General features: G+C 71.0%; 16 protein-coding genes. 14 read left to right on the top strand and 2 right to left on the bottom strand.

Annotated features, from left to right (window positions below; all coding sequences use genetic code 11):
• Window positions 1-7: 7 nt before the first annotated feature.
• From VFC33_01675 to VFC33_01700, 6 genes are all read left to right on the top strand, one after another.
• On the top strand, window positions 8-1,465 hold the full coding sequence (locus tag VFC33_01675) for an OB-fold domain-containing protein (GenBank protein HZR11934.1): 1,458 nt from the start codon (window positions 8-10) through the stop codon (window positions 1,463-1,465).
• Entirely contained in the window at window positions 1,462-2,640 is a 1,179-nt protein-coding gene (locus VFC33_01680) for a lipid-transfer protein (GenBank protein ID HZR11935.1), read from the top strand. The genes VFC33_01675 and VFC33_01680 overlap by 4 nt, the downstream gene beginning before the upstream one ends.
• Entirely contained in the window at window positions 2,637-3,146 is a 510-nt protein-coding gene (locus tag VFC33_01685) for a nuclear transport factor 2 family protein (GenBank protein ID HZR11936.1), read from the top strand. The genes VFC33_01680 and VFC33_01685 overlap by 4 nt, the downstream gene beginning before the upstream one ends.
• 86 nt (window positions 3,147-3,232) lie before the next feature.
• A complete protein-coding gene (locus VFC33_01690; protein ID HZR11937.1) occupies window positions 3,233-4,033 on the top strand; it encodes an SDR family oxidoreductase in 801 nt (266 codons plus the stop codon).
• Window positions 4,034-4,098: 65 nt separating this feature from the next.
• On the top strand, window positions 4,099-5,079 hold the full coding sequence (locus tag VFC33_01695; GenBank protein HZR11938.1) for an LLM class flavin-dependent oxidoreductase: 981 nt from the start codon (window positions 4,099-4,101) through the stop codon (window positions 5,077-5,079).
• Complete coding sequence (locus tag VFC33_01700; protein HZR11939.1) at window positions 5,076-5,867, top strand: SDR family oxidoreductase; 792 nt, start codon at window positions 5,076-5,078, stop codon at window positions 5,865-5,867. Before VFC33_01695 ends, VFC33_01700 begins: the two co-directional genes overlap by 4 nt.
• A 57-nt stretch (window positions 5,868-5,924) precedes the next feature.
• On the opposite strand, the gene VFC33_01705 is transcribed toward VFC33_01700, so the two are convergent.
• Window positions 5,925-7,277: an ABC transporter substrate-binding protein gene (locus VFC33_01705; protein HZR11940.1), complete on the bottom strand. Its 1,353-nt coding sequence runs from the start codon at window positions 7,275-7,277 to the stop codon at window positions 5,925-5,927.
• A 250-nt stretch (window positions 7,278-7,527) separates the two neighbouring features.
• Here VFC33_01705 and VFC33_01710 point away from each other — a divergent pair, with 250 nt between their 5' ends.
• The 8 genes from VFC33_01710 (at window position 7,528) to VFC33_01745 (ending at window position 14,234) form a co-directional block, all read left to right on the top strand.
• Window positions 7,528-9,840: a chemotaxis protein CheA gene (locus tag VFC33_01710; protein HZR11941.1), complete on the top strand. Its 2,313-nt coding sequence runs from the start codon at window positions 7,528-7,530 to the stop codon at window positions 9,838-9,840.
• Window positions 9,837-10,307: a chemotaxis protein CheW gene (locus VFC33_01715; protein HZR11942.1), complete on the top strand. Its 471-nt coding sequence runs from the start codon at window positions 9,837-9,839 to the stop codon at window positions 10,305-10,307. The genes VFC33_01710 and VFC33_01715 overlap by 4 nt, the downstream gene beginning before the upstream one ends.
• Before the next feature lie 85 nt (window positions 10,308-10,392).
• Window positions 10,393-10,767, top strand: a complete 375-nt coding sequence (locus tag VFC33_01720) for a response regulator (GenBank protein ID HZR11943.1) — start codon at window positions 10,393-10,395, stop codon at window positions 10,765-10,767.
• A 12-nt stretch (window positions 10,768-10,779) separates the two neighbouring features.
• Entirely contained in the window at window positions 10,780-11,871 is a 1,092-nt protein-coding gene (locus VFC33_01725) for a chemotaxis response regulator protein-glutamate methylesterase (protein HZR11944.1), read from the top strand.
• Between the two features lie 2 nt (window positions 11,872-11,873).
• Window positions 11,874-12,695: a protein-glutamate O-methyltransferase gene (locus VFC33_01730; GenBank protein ID HZR11945.1), complete on the top strand. Its 822-nt coding sequence runs from the start codon at window positions 11,874-11,876 to the stop codon at window positions 12,693-12,695.
• 106 nt (window positions 12,696-12,801) lie between these two features.
• The gene (locus tag VFC33_01735; GenBank protein ID HZR11946.1) at window positions 12,802-13,266 is read left to right on the top strand and encodes a chemotaxis protein CheX; all 465 of its coding nucleotides are present in this window, start codon (window positions 12,802-12,804) and stop codon (window positions 13,264-13,266) included.
• Between the two features lie 49 nt (window positions 13,267-13,315).
• Window positions 13,316-13,672, top strand: coding sequence for a response regulator (locus tag VFC33_01740; GenBank protein HZR11947.1), 357 nt, complete (start codon window positions 13,316-13,318; stop codon window positions 13,670-13,672).
• Window positions 13,673-13,745: 73 nt separating this feature from the next.
• Window positions 13,746-14,234, top strand: coding sequence for a hypothetical protein (locus VFC33_01745; GenBank protein HZR11948.1), 489 nt, complete (start codon window positions 13,746-13,748; stop codon window positions 14,232-14,234).
• A gap of 125 nt (window positions 14,235-14,359) precedes the next feature.
• Here VFC33_01745 and VFC33_01750 read toward each other — a convergent pair whose 3' ends face one another.
• The gene (locus VFC33_01750) at window positions 14,360-14,905 is read right to left on the bottom strand and encodes a GNAT family N-acetyltransferase (protein HZR11949.1); all 546 of its coding nucleotides are present in this window, start codon (window positions 14,903-14,905) and stop codon (window positions 14,360-14,362) included.
• Between the last annotated feature and the right edge of the window lie 49 nt (window positions 14,906-14,954).

Below are 14,954 nucleotides of genomic sequence, written 5' to 3' on the forward strand. Positions count from 1 at the left end.
CGACGGCGTGACCGCAACGACCAACCCGCCGGCGTCGCTCGACGAGCGGTTGCACGCGCTCGTCGGTCGGAGCGCGCCGTTCAACGCGGCGCGCGACCCGGTGAACGAGGCGATGATCCGCCACTGGTGCGACATCGTCGACGAGCGGAATCCCGTCTACACCGACGCGGAGGTCGCGTCGCGCTCGGCGTTCGGCGGGATCGTCGCGCCGCCCGCGATGCTCGACGTGTGGGACAAGCCCGGCCTCCACCTGCGCCGTGACCCCGACAACCCGCAGAGCGCGGCGCTCACCGTGCTCGAGGAGCACGGGTTCACCTCGACGGTCGCGGTGAACTCCGAGCTCGAGATCGCGCGCTACCTGCGGCCGGGTGAGATGGTGCACTCGACGCTCACGCTGGAGGACGTGTCGCCGGAGAAGCAGACCGGTCTCGGCGTCGGGCACTTCGTGACGAGCCGCCTCACGTACCTCGTGGGTGACGAGACGGTCGGGTCGGTGCTGTTCCGCGTGTTGAAGTTCCGGCCCGGGACGGGGAAGCAGGCCGCGGCGCCGGCGGAGGGCGCGCGGCGCGCGCCGGATCCCGATCCGTCGCGCCGCCCGCGACCCGCGATCAACCGTGACAACGAGTACTTCTGGAACGGCGCGCGCGAGCACGAGCTGCGGATCCAGCGCTGCCGCGCGTGCGGCGAGCTCTTCTTCCCGCCCACGCCGCGCTGTTGGAGCTGCGGCAGCTTCGACCTCGGCTACGTCGTCGCATCCGGGCGCGCCACGCTCTACAGCTACGCGGTGCCGCACTACCCGCAGGTCGACGGGTTCCGGTACCCGGTGCTCGTCGGGCTCGTCGAGCTCGAGGAGGGCACCCGGCTCGTGTCGAACGTCGTCGGCTGCACACGCGAGCAGCTGCGCGTGGGCATGCCGCTCGAGCTGTGCTGGCTGGACAGCCACCCGGCGCAGGTCGAGGGTGCGACCGACGCGCGCGGCGCGGTGTCGTTGCCGCAGTTCCGTCCCGCGCGACCGGCACGTCGCGAGACGACGTTGCGCGCGTCCGAGGTGTCGGCGGGCGACGAGCTGCCGCTGTGCCCGATCCCGTTGACGACGACGCTGATCGTCGGCGGCGCGCTCGCGACGCTCGACTACTTCGACGCGCACCACGACCGCGACATGGCCGTCCGGCGCGGGTCGAAGGACGTGTTCATGAACATCCACACGACGCTCGGGCTGTGCGAGCGGTACGTGACGGACTGGGTCGGGCCCGAGGCCGTGTGGCGCGCGCTGCGCGTGCGCCTCGGTGCGCCGAACTACCCGTACGACACGATGACGATGACGGGGTCCGTCGCCGCCGTCGACGCGGCGACGGGTGAGGTCACCGTCGGGTTCCGGGGCACGAACTCGCTGGGTGACCACGTGTCCGGTACCGCGGAGCTGGTCGTGCCGGGTGGGTCCGGATACGCGGAGGCATTGCGGTGACTGCGCACGCGTTTGCCCGGAAGACCGCGATCGTCGGGATCGGCGCGACCGAGTTCTCCAAGGACTCCGGTCGCAGCGAGCTGCAGCTCGCGCTCGAAGCGTGCGTCGCCGCCCTCGACGACGCCGGTGTCGACGCGCGCGACGTGAACGGGCTGTCGACGTTCACGATGGAGACGAACCCCGAGAACGACGTCATGCGCAGCCTCGGCATCCGTGAGCTGACGCACTTCAGCCGCATCCACTTCGGGGGCGGCGCGCCGTGCGGCACGGTCCAGTACGCCGCGATGGCCGTCAACGAGGGCGTCGCCGACTACGTGCTCTGCTACCGCGCGTTCAACGAGCGCAGCGGGCGACGGTTCGGCGCGGGCGTGCAGGACCGGCCCGCGGGCGCGACCGCCGAGGAGGCCCAGTTCGCGTGGACGTCGCCGTACGGGTTGCTCACACCGGCGTCGTGGGTCGCGATGTTCGCGACGCGGATCATGCACGAGTACGGCGTGACGAGCGAGGACTTCGGCCGGGTCGCGGTCGCGGACCGCAAGCACGCGGCGAAGAACCCGGCCGCGCACTTCTACGGCGCGCCGATCACCTTGCAGGACCACCAGGAGAGCCGGTGGATCGTCGAGCCGCTGCACCTGCTCGACTGTTGCCAGGAGACCGACGGCGGGCAGGCGTTGCTGGTGACGTCGCTGGAGCGGGCGCGTCACCTGCGGCAGGCGCCGGTCGTCATCGAGGCCGCCGCACAGGGCATGGCCGACGACCAGCAGATGATGCGGTCGTTCTTCCGGGACTCGATCGTGGGCCTGCCCGAGATGGGCGTGTGTGCGCGCCAGCTCTGGGAGACGTCGGGGCTCGGGCCCGACGACGTCCAGACCGCCGTGATCTACGACCACTTCACGCCGTTCGTGCTGCCGCAGCTCGAGGAGTTCGGGTTCTGCGAGCGCGGTGAGGCGAAGGACTTCATCGCGGACGGCAACATCGAGCTCGGCGGCCGGCTGCCGATCAACACGCACGGCGGCCAGCTGGGCGAGGCGTACCTGCACGGGATGAACGGCGTCGCCGAGGGCGTGCGCCAGGTGCGGGGCACCTCCGTCAACCAGGTCGACGACGTCGAGCACGTGCTCGTGACCGCGGGCACCGGCGTGCCGACGAGCGCGCTGCTGCTCGGGCGCGCGTGAACCCCGTCGATCGGCTGCTCGCGCACGAGGAGATCCGGCAGCTCGCGTCGCGCTACGCCGTCGCGGTCGACTCGCGTGACCTCGACGCGCTCGTGGCGCTGTTCGTCGACGACGTGCAGGTCGGTCGCTCGGCGCGCGGTCGCGACGCGTTGCGGGCGTCGTTCGACGCGTCGTTGCGCGCGATCGGTGTGTCGATCCTGAACGTCGGCACGCACGTGATCGAGCTCACCGACGACGACCACGCGACCGGCACGGTGTACTGCCACGGTGAGATCCAGGACGGCGACCGCTGGATCCACCAGGCGATCGTCTACCGCGACACCTACGAGCGCCGCGACGGGAGGTGGCTGTTCGTGCGCCGGGTCCACGAGCTGTTCTACGGCGCGGAGGTGGGCGTGAACCCGCTCGGCCTCCCGCCCGCGCACTGGCCCGAGCACCACGACGGCCGAGGCACCCTCCCGCACGGTTGGGAGACCTGGCAGAACTTCTGGAGGAACCCGCAATGAGCGTTCGAGGAGGCGGCGAGCGGAGCAGCCCGAAGGGTGCGCAGCGAGCTCGCAGGAGCGGCGAGCTTCGCGAGCGCGACCAGAGGATGACCGGACGGTTGGAAGGTCGCGTCGCGGTGGTGACGGGCGCGGGGGACGGCATCGGGCACGGGATCGCACGCCGGTTCGCGGCCGAGGGGGCGAAGGTGCTCGTCGCGGAGATCGACGGGCCGAAGGGCGCGTCGGTCGCGGAGGAGCTCCAACGCGACTTCGGCGCGGACGCGCGCAGCATCGACACCGACGTCGCGAACAAGGACGACGTGCTCGCGATGATCGAGTGCGCGCGCGACACGTGGGGCGGTGTCGACGTGCTCGTGAACAACGCGTGGGGCGGCGGCCGGTTGAGCCGCGTCGAGCACAAGACCGACGAGCTGTTCGACCACGGGTTCCACGTCGGGTTCTACGGCCCGTTCTGGGCGATGCAGGCCGCGTTCCCGCTCATGAAGGAGAAGGGGTACGGGCGCATCGTCAACCTCTGCTCGCTGAACGGTGTGAACGCGCACATGGGCACCGCCGAGTACAACAGCGCGAAAGAGGCACTGCGCGCGCTGACCCGTACCGCGGCGCGCGAGTGGGCGCCGTACGGGATCGTCGCGAACGTGATCTGCCCGGGCGCGAAGACGGCCGCGTCGCGCGCGGTGTTCCAGCAGCATCCCGAGCTGGAGGCCGCGGCCGACGCCGCGAACCCGATGGGTCGCCTCGGCGACCCCGAGCGCGACATCGCGCCCGTCGCCCTGTTCCTCGCGAGCGAGGACGCTCGCTATCTCACGGGCAACACCCTGTTCGTCGACGGCGGCTCGCACATCAACGGCGCCGCGTGGGCGCCCGAGCTGCCCGACCACCCGTGACCGCTCACCCGCCCCGTTCCGTGAAGCGTGACGGACACCCGGCGTCCGTCAGCCTTCCCAGAAGCGTGGTCGGGATCTACGTCGACCTTCGCAACCCGGCGCCGTGGCGGCGGCCGTGGGCGGGACACTACGAGCGCACGCTCGAGCTGATCTCGGAGGCCGAGGCGCTCGGCGCCGGCTCGGTGTGGCTCAGCGAGCACCACGGCTTCGACGACGGGTACCTCCCGCAGCCCCTCACGTTCGCGGCCGCCGTTGCGGCGCGCACGCGCGAGATCCGCATCGGCACGGCCGTCGTGCTCGCGCCGTTGCGCGACGCGCGGCACGTCGCCGAGGAGGCCGCGGTCGTGGACGTCGTCTCGGACGGGCGGCTCGAGCTCGGGCTCGGCGCGGGCTACAGCGTCCCGGAGTTCGACGCGTTCGGCGCGCCGTTCGCGCAGCGGTACACGCGGACCGACCAGATGATCGTCGACGTGCGCGACGCGCTCGATCACGACGGCGTCACGCCACCGCCCGTCCAGCGGCCCTTCCCGCTCTGGCTCGGCTACCAGGGCCCGAAGGGCGCGCGCCGCGCCGGCCGGCTGGGTGTCGGGTTGCTCCGTCTCGACCGCGCGCTGCTCGAGCCGTACGTCGAAGGCCTGCGCGAGGGCGGTCACGATCCCGCGACCGCGCGCGTCGCGGGCGTGGTCGACGTCGTCGTCGCCGACGACCCCGACGCGGCACGCGAGCGGATCCTCCCGCACTACGCGCACCAGCTGAACACCTACCGGCGCGCCGCAGTCGCGGGAACCGGCCGTCCCCCGCCGAAGGACGTCACCGTGGAGAAGCTGCGGGCGGGTGCCGACGCACGCGGCGTGATGCCCGGCCTCGCCGTCGTCGATCCCGACACCGCGCTCGACGTGCTCCGGGAGCGCATCGAGGGGCTGCCCGTGCACCACGTCTACTGCTGGGCGAGCATCGCCGGGATGGACGACGACCTCGTCGACCGGCACTTGGAGCTGCTGCTCACACGGGTCGCGCCCGCGCTCGCACGGGAGACGACGTCGTGAGCGACCGCTCGCTGGCCGGGCGGGTGGCGATCGTCTCGGGGGCCGGCGAGGGCATCGGGCGCTCGTGCGCGCTTGCGTTCGCGCGCGACGGCGCCGACGTCGCGCTCGGCGCCCGTCGGACGGAGCAGCTCGAGCGCGTCGCGCACGAGGTCGAGGTGCTCGGCCGGCGCGCGCTCGCGGTCCCGACCGACATCGCGGACGAGGCCCAGTGCGCGCGCCTGGTCGATCGGACCGTCGAGGAGCTCGGGCGTGTCGACGCAGTCGTGAACGTCGCCGCGCTGAGCGACGACCACACGGAGGTCGTCGACACCGACTGGGACGTCTTCCGCCGCGTGTTCGAGGTCAACGTGCTCGGGACCCTGGCCGTGAGTCGCGCCGCGGCCCGTCACATGGCGGCGCGCGACGGTGGCGGTGCGATCGTCCAGATCAGCAGCACCGCGATGCGCTCCGTGCCCGCGAAGCAGGCGCCGTACGCGTCGACGAAGCAGGCGCTCGTCGCGGCGTCACAGGTGATGGCGCGCGAGGTCGGACGCGACGGCGTGCGGGTGAACGTGGTCGTCCCCGGCTACGTGACGGGTCCCCATCTCGACGGGCTGTTCGCGCGCATCGCGGAGCATCGGGGCTGGACGACCGACCAGGTCGTCGCCGAGGCGGAGGGGCTCACGGCGCTCGGGCGCATCCCGTCGCCCGACGACGTCGCGGAAGCGGTTCTGTTCCTCGCGTCGGATCGCGCCGCGGGGATCACGGGCGCGGTCCTCGACGTCAACGCCGGCCTCTGGATCGGCTGACCGGTACGAAGATGCCGCACTGAGTCGCGGAAAGCGGGACTCAGTGCCGCATCTTTGCTAGGGGACGTTGACGATGTTCTTCGGGTCGCAGTTGAAGATGTCGCGGGTCGGGTGCGTCATCTGCTCGTCGACGTGGAACCCGCTCGGGGTCGCGCGGACGAACACGAAGCACGGCGACGCCGTCTGACTCGAGTTCCCCGGGTGCGTCGGCGCGTGCAGACCGCCGGCGGTCCACCCGGTCACCGCACCGGCCTTGTCCATCACGCACGCGCGCGTGAGGTTCGATCCGCACTCCTTGACGGACTTCGCCCACAGCAGCCACGCCGACCACGAGTTGATGCCGAGCGCCTTGGGCTGCGCGCCGTTGGCGTACTGGGCGAGGATGTCGATGTACTGCTTCGTCGCCGGGTGCGTGCTCGCGAGCTCGAACGGCACGGCGTTCGTGACGATCAGCACGTTGCCCTGGAGCGCGGTGCCCGCGTTCTTGACGAGCTTCGGGTCGTACATGTTCGCCCCGTAGATCCCGTACTTCGGCACGTACCGCAGCTCCGCGAGCGCGCGGTACAGCGCGGCGAGGTTGTCGGGAGCGTTCTCGAACATGAACACCTGCACACCCTTGCTCTGCAGGTTCTGCGCGTACGTGCGGTAGTCGTCGACGAGGATCGGGGCCTCGTCGTAGTAGACGGACGTGTACCCGAGCGCTTTCGCCGCGGCGCGGTCACGGTCGCCGGCGTCCTTCACGGACTGGAGCTGGCTGCTGAGCTGCCCGAGGTGGCGCGCCGCCTCCGGGTCGGCCTGCTTCACGATGCGCAGCGCGCCGCCCACCGCGCTCTGGTGACCCGACGCCGGGATCGGCTGGATCGTGAGCGGTGCGCCGGCGGCCTGGGTCGACACGTCGTACGCGGGGATCTCGGGGAGCTTGCACTTCAGGCGCTGGTCGACACCGGCCGAGTCGAACGCCTCGCCGTTGCCGACGAGCATGAAGTCGGACGCGCACGCCTGGATCATGCGCGCCGCGACCTCCGTGAGCTTCGAGTCCCACCTGTCGAGCTCGATCTTGCGCCCGTTGATCCCGCCCGACGCGTTGCACCAGCCGACGAACGCGTCCGCGGTGTCGAACAGCTCCTGGTCGAGACCGGGCTGCACCTGCGCTCCGGGATCGGCCATCGTGCCGACGCGGATCGTCGTGTCGCTCACGCCCTGGTCGGTCGCGCCCTTCGCGCTGCCGGGCCCGCACACCTGACCGGCATCGCCGAACACGCCGCTCGGGGTCGGTGCCGTCAGCCCGCTCCCGCGTGCCGTCGAGCTCGTCGACCCGGAGCCGTTCGCCTTGCTGCTGCCCGAGCGGCTGCACCCCGCGGTGCACAGCGCCACCACGACGACCGGCACCCACCAGCGCGCGTTCCTCACGACCGCACCCCCGTCGCCGCCGTTCGGATCCCGAGACCGCGACGCGATGTTGCACCGCCCGCGCCCCGCCGTCACGTGCGCCCGGCGGCGGCCATGTGACGGACGTCCCGGCCACGGAGCGTGGTGCCGATTCCCGCTCAAGTCGAGCCACCAGAGGACGACGAAGGTGACAGCGGCGGGCCCGTCCGCTCGCCGTGGCCGCTCGCGGCCCGGTTCAGGTTCGGGGCCGAGACGTCGAAACGAGGAGTCGATGGACGACGAGATGCGCGAGGTCATCGAGGAGTTCCTCGTGGAGAGCCACGAGAACCTGGACCGCATGGACCAGGAGTTCGTCGCGCTCGAGCGGGACCCCGACGACCGCGACGTCCTCGCCAGCGTCTTCCGCACGATCCACACGATCAAGGGCACGTCGGGCTTCCTCGGGTTCACGAAGCTCGAGGCGCTCACCCACGTCGGCGAGAACCTGCTCAGCCGGCTCCGCGACGGCGAGCTGCGCCTGAGCGCGGAGAGCACGACCGCGCTGCTCGCGATGGTCGACGCGGTCCGGGCGATGCTGGCGAGCATCGAGGCCGACGGCCATGACGGCGAGTTCGAGTACGAGGCGATCATCGACCTGCTCACCGAGCTCAACGCCGTCGCCGCCGTCCCCGCCGCGCCCGAGCCGGAGCCCCACCCCGAGCCGGAGCCGGACCCGCCGCTGCTCGGCGAGGTCCTCGTCGAGGCGGGCACGACGTCCGAGGAGCGGGTCGTCGAAGCGGTCGTCGAGCAGGACGAGGGCGATCCCCGGCGCGTCGGCGAGATCCTCGTCGAGAAGGGTGCGGTCGAGCCGGGCCAGGTGCTCGAGGCGCTGCACGCGCAGGCCGAGAAGGCCGGGTCGAGCATCGCCGACACGAGCATCCGCGTCGACGTCGCGCTCCTCGACAAGCTCATGAACCTCGTCGGTGAGCTCGTCCTCGCGCGCAACCAGGTCCTGCAGTACGCGACGACCATGAACGACTCCGCGTTCCTCGCGAACTCGCAGCGGCTCAACCTCATCACCACGGAGCTGCAGGAAGGCGTCATGAAGACGCGCATGCAGCCCATCGGCAACGTGTGGAACAAGCTCCCGCGCGTCGTGCGCGACCTCGCGCAGACGTGCGGCAAGCAGGTGCGCCTCGAGATGGAGGGCCGCGACACCGAGCTCGACAAGACGGTGCTCGAGGCGATCAAGGACCCGCTGACGCACCTCGTGCGCAACTCGGTCGACCACGGCATCGAGACCGCGGAGGAGCGCATCGCCGCGGGCAAGCCCGCGGAGGGCACGCTGCTGCTGCGCGCGTTCCACGAGAGCGGCCTCGTCAACATCGAGATCACCGACGACGGGTCGGGCATCGACGTCGAGAAGGTGCGCGCGAAGGCCGTCGAGCGCGGCGTCGTCGCCGTGGACCAGGCCGCGCGCATGGGCGACCGCGAGGTGATGAACCTCATCTTCCAGCCCGGGTTCTCGACGGCCGAGAAGGTCACGAACGTCTCGGGTCGCGGCGTCGGCATGGACGTCGTGAAGACGAACATCGAGAAGATCGGCGGCACGGTCGACGTCCAGAGCCGCGTCGGCGAGGGCACGACCCTGCGGATCAAGATCCCGCTGACGCTCGCGATCATCCCCGCGCTCGTCGTCTGCAACGGGGACGCCCGCTACGCGATCCCGCAGGTCAGCCTGCTCGAGCTCGTGCGCCTCGAGGCCGAGCAGGCCCGCACGAGCATCGAGCGCATCCAGGGCTCCCCCGTGTACCGGTTGCGCGGGAAGCTCCTTCCACTCGTGTACCTGCGCGACGCGCTCGACGACCGCGACGCCGAGATCGACGAGAACGCGGCGGTGAACATCGTCGTGCTCCAGGCGGACGAGCAGCAGTTCGGGCTCGTCGTCGAGCGTGTCGAGGACACCGCGGAGATCGTCGTCAAGCCGCTCGGCAAGCAGCTCAAGGGCATCCCGATCTTCGCCGGCGCGACGATCATGGGTGACGGCCGCGTCGCGCTGATCCTCGACGTGATGGGCATCGCGCAACGCGCCAAGGTCCTGACGGAGCTGCACGACAAGTCGCGCGCCGGCGCGGAGGCCGAGGCGGCGCGGCGCAAGGACGGCCAGACGATGCTGCTCGTCGACGCCGCGCACGGCCGGCGCGTCGCCGTGCCGCTCGGCGCGGTCGCGCGGCTCGAGCAGTTCGAGGCGTCGAAGCTGGAGTGGGCCGGCAGCCAGCGCGTCGTGCAGTACACGGGTGAGCTGCTCCCCGTCGTGTCGGTCGGTGGTCTCCTCGGCTACGGCGAGCCGGAGCCGGGTGACCTCCTCGAGGTCGTCGTCGTGTGGCAGGGCGACCGCCAGGTCGGTCTGCACGTCGCCGCGATCCTCGACATCGTCGATGACGTCGAGCTGGGTCGCGCGACGTCCACGAACCCCGGCATCGTCGGCTCGGTCGTCATCGACGACCGCGTCACCGACGTGCTCGACATGCGTGCGGTCGTCGCCGCGGTCGATCCCGCGCTGCTGAACGACAGCCGGTTCGAGAGCTACGAGAGGGTGTCATGAGCAGCAACGAGCGGCAGTTCTGCACGTTCACGCTGGGCGACGGGTTCTTCGGCGTCGAGGTGGAGAAGGTCCAGGAGGTGCTGCGGTACCAGGACATGACGTCCGTGCCGCTCGCGCCGGCCGAGGTGACCGGCCTCATCAACCTGCGCGGCCAGATCGTCACCGCGGTCGAGCTGCGCCGGCGACTGTCGCTGCCGGAGCGCCCGGCCGACCAGCGGCCGATGAACATCGTGGTACGCCTCGACGACGGCGCGGTGAGCCTGCTCGTCGACCAGATCGGTGACGTGCTGCTCGTCGATCCGGACACGTTCGAGGCGCCGCCGGAGACGATCGACGCGACGACGCGCGCGCTGTTGATCGGCGTGTGCAAGCTCGAGGGTCGGCTGCTGCTCGTCCTCGACGTCGACAAGGTGCTCGAGGTCGACATCTCGACCGACGAATCGCGCGAGCCCGCATTCGCGGGCTGACGCAACCGGGGACAGGGGCGGCCGGCCCGGTCCGGGGGGCCGGCCGTTCGTCCACGGGGCGTCGAGCAGGGCGAAGGGAACTCAGATGCGAGCGTTGATCGTCGACGACAGCAAGGCGATGCGCACGATCCTCCGCAAGATCGTCGTCGAGTGCGGCTTCGAGGACGTGACCGAGGCGGAGAACGGCGTCCAGGCGCTGGTGCAGCTGCGCAAGAACGGCGCGCCCGACCTCGTGCTCGTCGACTGGAACATGCCCGAGATGACCGGCATCGAGTTCGTCACGCGCGTGCGCAAGGACGACACGTTCGACGCGTCGATGCTCATGATGGTCACGACGGAGACCGAACCGGCGCGCATCACCGAAGCGCTCGTCGCCGGCGCGGACGAGTACGTGATGAAGCCGTTCACCGCCGACGCGCTGCGCGAGAAGATCGACCTCATGCGCGCGTCGCGCCCATAACGGCGGCGCAGCATGAAGACGGTGCGGGTTCTCGTCGTCGACGACTCGGTGGTCATCCGGCGGATGCTCACGGAGATCCTGTCGAGCGACCCCGCGATCGAGGTCGTCGGGACCGCGAGCAACGGCCGGCTCGCGATCGCGCGGCTCACGCAGCTGCAGCCCGACGTCGTCGTCATGGACGTCGAGATGCCGGAGATGACGGGGCTCGAGGCGCTTCCGGAGATCCGCGCTTCACACCCGCGGCTGCCCGTCATCATGTTCTCGACGCTGACCACGCGCGGCGGCGCGGCGACGCTCGACGCGCTGGCGCTCGGAGCCGCGGACTACGTCGCGAAGCCCGCCAACCTCGGGTCGGTCCAGGCCTCGATCGAGGCGATCCGGTCGCAGCTCGTGCCGAAGGTCAAGACGCTGGGCGGCGTGGCGGCATCACCGACGACGGTCGCAGCACCGCGCGGCGTTCCGCGGTCACGGCCGCGTCTCGCGAGCGCGCGCGTCGACGTCGTCGCGATCGGCGTGTCGACCGGCGGGCCGAAGGCCCTGGCCGAGGTGCTGCCCGCGCTCCCCGCGTCGCTGCCCGTCCCCGTCGTCGTCGTGCAGCACATGCCGCCGATCTTCACGAAGCTGCTCGCCGACCGGCTCGACGGGAGCTGTGCAGTGCACGTGCGCGAGGCCGCCGACGGTGACGCTCTCGAGCCGGGCCACGTGTACGTCGCGCCGGGCGACTTCCACATGGTCGTCGCCCGCGGTGCGGGCGCGGCGCGGATCGCGCTGAACCAGGAGCCGCCCGAGAACTCGTGCCGTCCCGCCGTCGACGTGCTGTTCCGGTCGTGCGCCGCGGTGTACGGCGCGCACGCGCTCGCCGCGGTGCTGACGGGAATGGGTCGGGACGGCTGCCGCGGTGCCGAGGTGATCCACGACGCGGGCGGGCACGTCCTCGCGCAGGACGAGGCGACGAGCGTCGTGTGGGGCATGCCCGGGGTCGTCACGCGCGCCGGTCTCGCGGACCGCGTCGTCGCCCTCGACCGCGTCGCTCCCGAGATCGTCGACCGCGTCAACGTCGGTCGTGTCCCAACCCCTCTCTCGTTCTCGAAGGCGGCTCGGTAGCGATGCCCATCACGGCGGCGGAGTTCGACTACATCCGGGACCTCGTCCGGGCCCGTTCGGCGATCGTGCTCGAGCCGGGCAAGGAGTACCTCGTCGAGTCGCGCCTTGCGCCGCTCGCGCGGGCCGAGGGCTACGACTCGATCGCGGGTCTCGTCGGCCAGCTGCGCAAGCCGGGCTCGCAGCAGCTGCAGAACCAGGTCGTCGAGGCCATGACGACGAACGAGACGTCGTTCTTCCGCGACGTGCACCCCTTCGAGGCGTTGCGCGAGCACCTGCTGCCCGAGCTGATCGAGCGTCGCGCCGGCGAGCGCGCGCTCCGCATCTGGAGCGCGGCGTGCTCGAGCGGGCAGGAGGCGTACTCGATCGCCATCACCATCCGCGAGCACTTCCCCGAGCTCGCGGCGTGGGACGTGCGCATCCTCGGCACGGACCTGTCGACCGAGATGCTCGAACGCGCCCGTGAGGGCAAGTACGCGCAGATCGAGGCGAACCGTGGTCTGCCGTCGAAGATGCTGGTGAAGTACTTCGAGCACAAGGGCGCCGGCTGGCAGGTCAAGCCCGAGCTGCGCGCCATGCTCGAGGTCAAGGCGATGAACCTCGTCGAGCCGTGGGGTCCGGTGCCGCGCATGGACCTCGTGTTCCTGCGCAACGTCCTCATCTACTTCGACGTCCCGACGAAGCGCGCCGTGCTCGAGCGTGTGCGAGGCGTGCTCCGTCCCGACGGCTACCTGTTCCTCGGTGCGGCCGAGACGACGATGAACATCCACGAGCGCTTCGAGCGTGTCCCGTTCGAACGCATGGCGTGCTACCGCTCGCTGCCGTAGCGGATCGCCCTCATGCCGAGCGCTTCCCCGCCGATCAGCGTGTGTCGCATCGCGCCGCGCGCGCTCTTCACGCGCGCAGACGCGCTACGAATGACAAGGAGAACCGATGCAACTGAGCGAGACCGACCTGCGCGAGGTCGTCGAGAGCGTGTGGAGCTCGATGCTCGGCCTGGAGCTCGCCCCCGCGGCGCGTGGGTACGACCGCGAGCCCGAGGTGCGCAACCTCACCGGCACCGTGCAGATCACCGGCGAGTGGACGGGCGCCGTCATGGTCGACCTGCCCGAACAGCTCGCCCGGGACGCGGCCGCCGCGATGTTCGGCATGGAGCCGGACGACCTCGGCGAGGAAGAGGTGCTCGACGCGCTGGGCGAGGTCGCCAACATGATCGGCGGCAACGTCAAGGGCCTCATCGACGGCGACTGCAAGCTGTCGTTGCCGACCATCGCCGAGGGCGCAGACTTCCGCGTCGCGGTCCCGGGGAGCAGCACGCACACGCTGCTGGTCTTCGACTGCGATGGCAAGCCCTTCCAGGTGAAGCTGCTCGTCCGCGAGGACCGCGCGGCCGCGTAGCGACGATCACGGAACCGAACGAAGCAGCGATACGAAAGGCACCCCAACGATGCGGATCCTCGTCGTCGACGACAGCAAGGCGATGCGCATGATCGTGAAGCGCCACGTCGGCCAGGCGCTGCCCGACGCGGAGTTCGTGGAGGCCGAGAACGGCGCGCAGGCGCTCGAGCTCGTGCGGGCGGACACGCCCGATGTCGTGCTGTGCGACTGGAACATGCCGGAGATGACGGGGATCCAGTTCCTGCGCGCGCTGCGCGACGAGGGCCGTCAGGTGCCGTTCGGGTTCGTGACGTCAGAGACGCAGCCGCAGATGCGCGAGCAGGCGATCGAGGCGGGCGCGATGTTCTGCCTGTCGAAGCCGTTCACGGCCGAGGCGTTCCAGGACATCCTCGCCTCGATCGCGTGACGCCGGGCGTTCGCGCCGTACACCGGACGGGTACACAGGAGCACTCGACAGCACGGAAGGCAGGTCCACGGCGATGCCCACCAAGTTCCCCATGCCGATCCAGGAGGCCGTCCGTGACCTCCTCATGGATCTGCTCGGGCGCGGCATCGCGGTGACCAAGGGCGAGCCGATGGACCTCGAGCCCGACGGCGTCGCCGCGGTCGCGGACTTCGTGACGGATACCGGCGTCGTCGGCGTCGTGTGCATCGCGGACCTACCGCTCGCCGCCGCGCTCGGCGCCGCGCTCACGATGATGCCGAGCCCGGTCGTGCAGGACTCGGTGCGCAAGAACCGCTTCGACGAGGAGATGCTCCTCGAGAACTTCACCGAGGTCGTGAACATCATGACCCGGTTGTTCAACAGCGCGGACACGCCGCACGTCAAGCTCGCCGAGGTCCGCACGCTCCCGGGCGAGCTGCCCGAGAACGTCGAGAAGCTCGTCGCGCAGCCGTCCGCCCGTCGCAACTTCGACGTCACCGTCGAGGGCTACGGCGACGGCAAGCTCGCGCTCATCGTGCGGTAGCGCGCCAACGTTCGTGCGTCGCTGGACCGCGCATGGCGCGGCTTGACGACGCATGAACGGTGGCACGACACGTTTCTGCGTCGCTCGTTGTCGCATGACGACGTTTGGCGACGCATGAACGAGGGTCAGCCGGCGCGGTTCCTGCCCCAGACCATCTCGCGGCCGCTCTCGCCGGGCGCGTCGGGTGCGCGCGGCACGATGGCGACGAGCTCGAAGCCGGCCGCACGCGCCACGCCCGCGCTGGCGGCGTTGTCGACGTCGCAGTGGATCTCGACGTGGTCGATGCCCGGGATCGCGAGCGCGGCATCCGCGAGAGCGCGAGCGGTGGCGCTGGCGATCCCTCGACGCGTCCAGCCCGCGTGGACCCAGTAGCCGATGTGCAGCGTGCGCGGGTCGCCGCGGGCATGGAGCCCGGACCCGCCGACGACGGCGCGCTCGGCGGGATCGAGCATCAGGTACCCGAAGTCACGTCCGGCGTCGAAGCTCTCGATGACACCGCGGAGGAACGTCGCGATCGACTCGTGGGTGACCGGCGCCTGCGCCCACGGCATCCACGGGCGCAGGTGGTCCAGGCTCTCGTTCACGGCCGTGACGACGGCGTCGACGTCGTCGAGCGTGTGGCGGCGCAGGACGCAGCTCGGCGTGACGATCCGGGCCGGCGGTGCGCGCACGCGCCCATGTTCGCCGAACACCCCGTCATGTGCGACGACGCGCGAGCGC

This window comes from Acidimicrobiia bacterium (genome assembly GCA_035651955.1).
In the GTDB taxonomy this organism is placed as follows: domain Bacteria; phylum Actinomycetota; class Acidimicrobiia; order IMCC26256; family JAMXLJ01; genus JAMXLJ01.

Bases quoted from the DNA above. Each gene is read 5' to 3' on its own strand.
- VFC33_01690 (HZR11937.1), top strand. From the start codon at position 3,233: ATGACCGGACGGTTGGAAGGTCGCGTCGCGGTGGTGACGGGCGCGGGG.
- VFC33_01710 (HZR11941.1), top strand. From the start codon at position 7,528: ATGGACGACGAGATGCGCGAGGTCATCGAGGAGTTCCTCGTGGAGAGC.
- VFC33_01715 (HZR11942.1), top strand. From the start codon at position 9,837: ATGAGCAGCAACGAGCGGCAGTTCTGCACGTTCACGCTGGGCGACGGG.
- VFC33_01720 (HZR11943.1), top strand. From the start codon at position 10,393: ATGCGAGCGTTGATCGTCGACGACAGCAAGGCGATGCGCACGATCCTC.
- VFC33_01725 (HZR11944.1), top strand. From the start codon at position 10,780: ATGAAGACGGTGCGGGTTCTCGTCGTCGACGACTCGGTGGTCATCCGG.
- VFC33_01730 (HZR11945.1), top strand. From the start codon at position 11,874: ATGCCCATCACGGCGGCGGAGTTCGACTACATCCGGGACCTCGTCCGG.
- VFC33_01735 (HZR11946.1), top strand. From the start codon at position 12,802: ATGCAACTGAGCGAGACCGACCTGCGCGAGGTCGTCGAGAGCGTGTGG.
- VFC33_01740 (HZR11947.1), top strand. From the start codon at position 13,316: ATGCGGATCCTCGTCGTCGACGACAGCAAGGCGATGCGCATGATCGTG.
- VFC33_01745 (HZR11948.1), top strand. From the start codon at position 13,746: ATGCCCACCAAGTTCCCCATGCCGATCCAGGAGGCCGTCCGTGACCTC.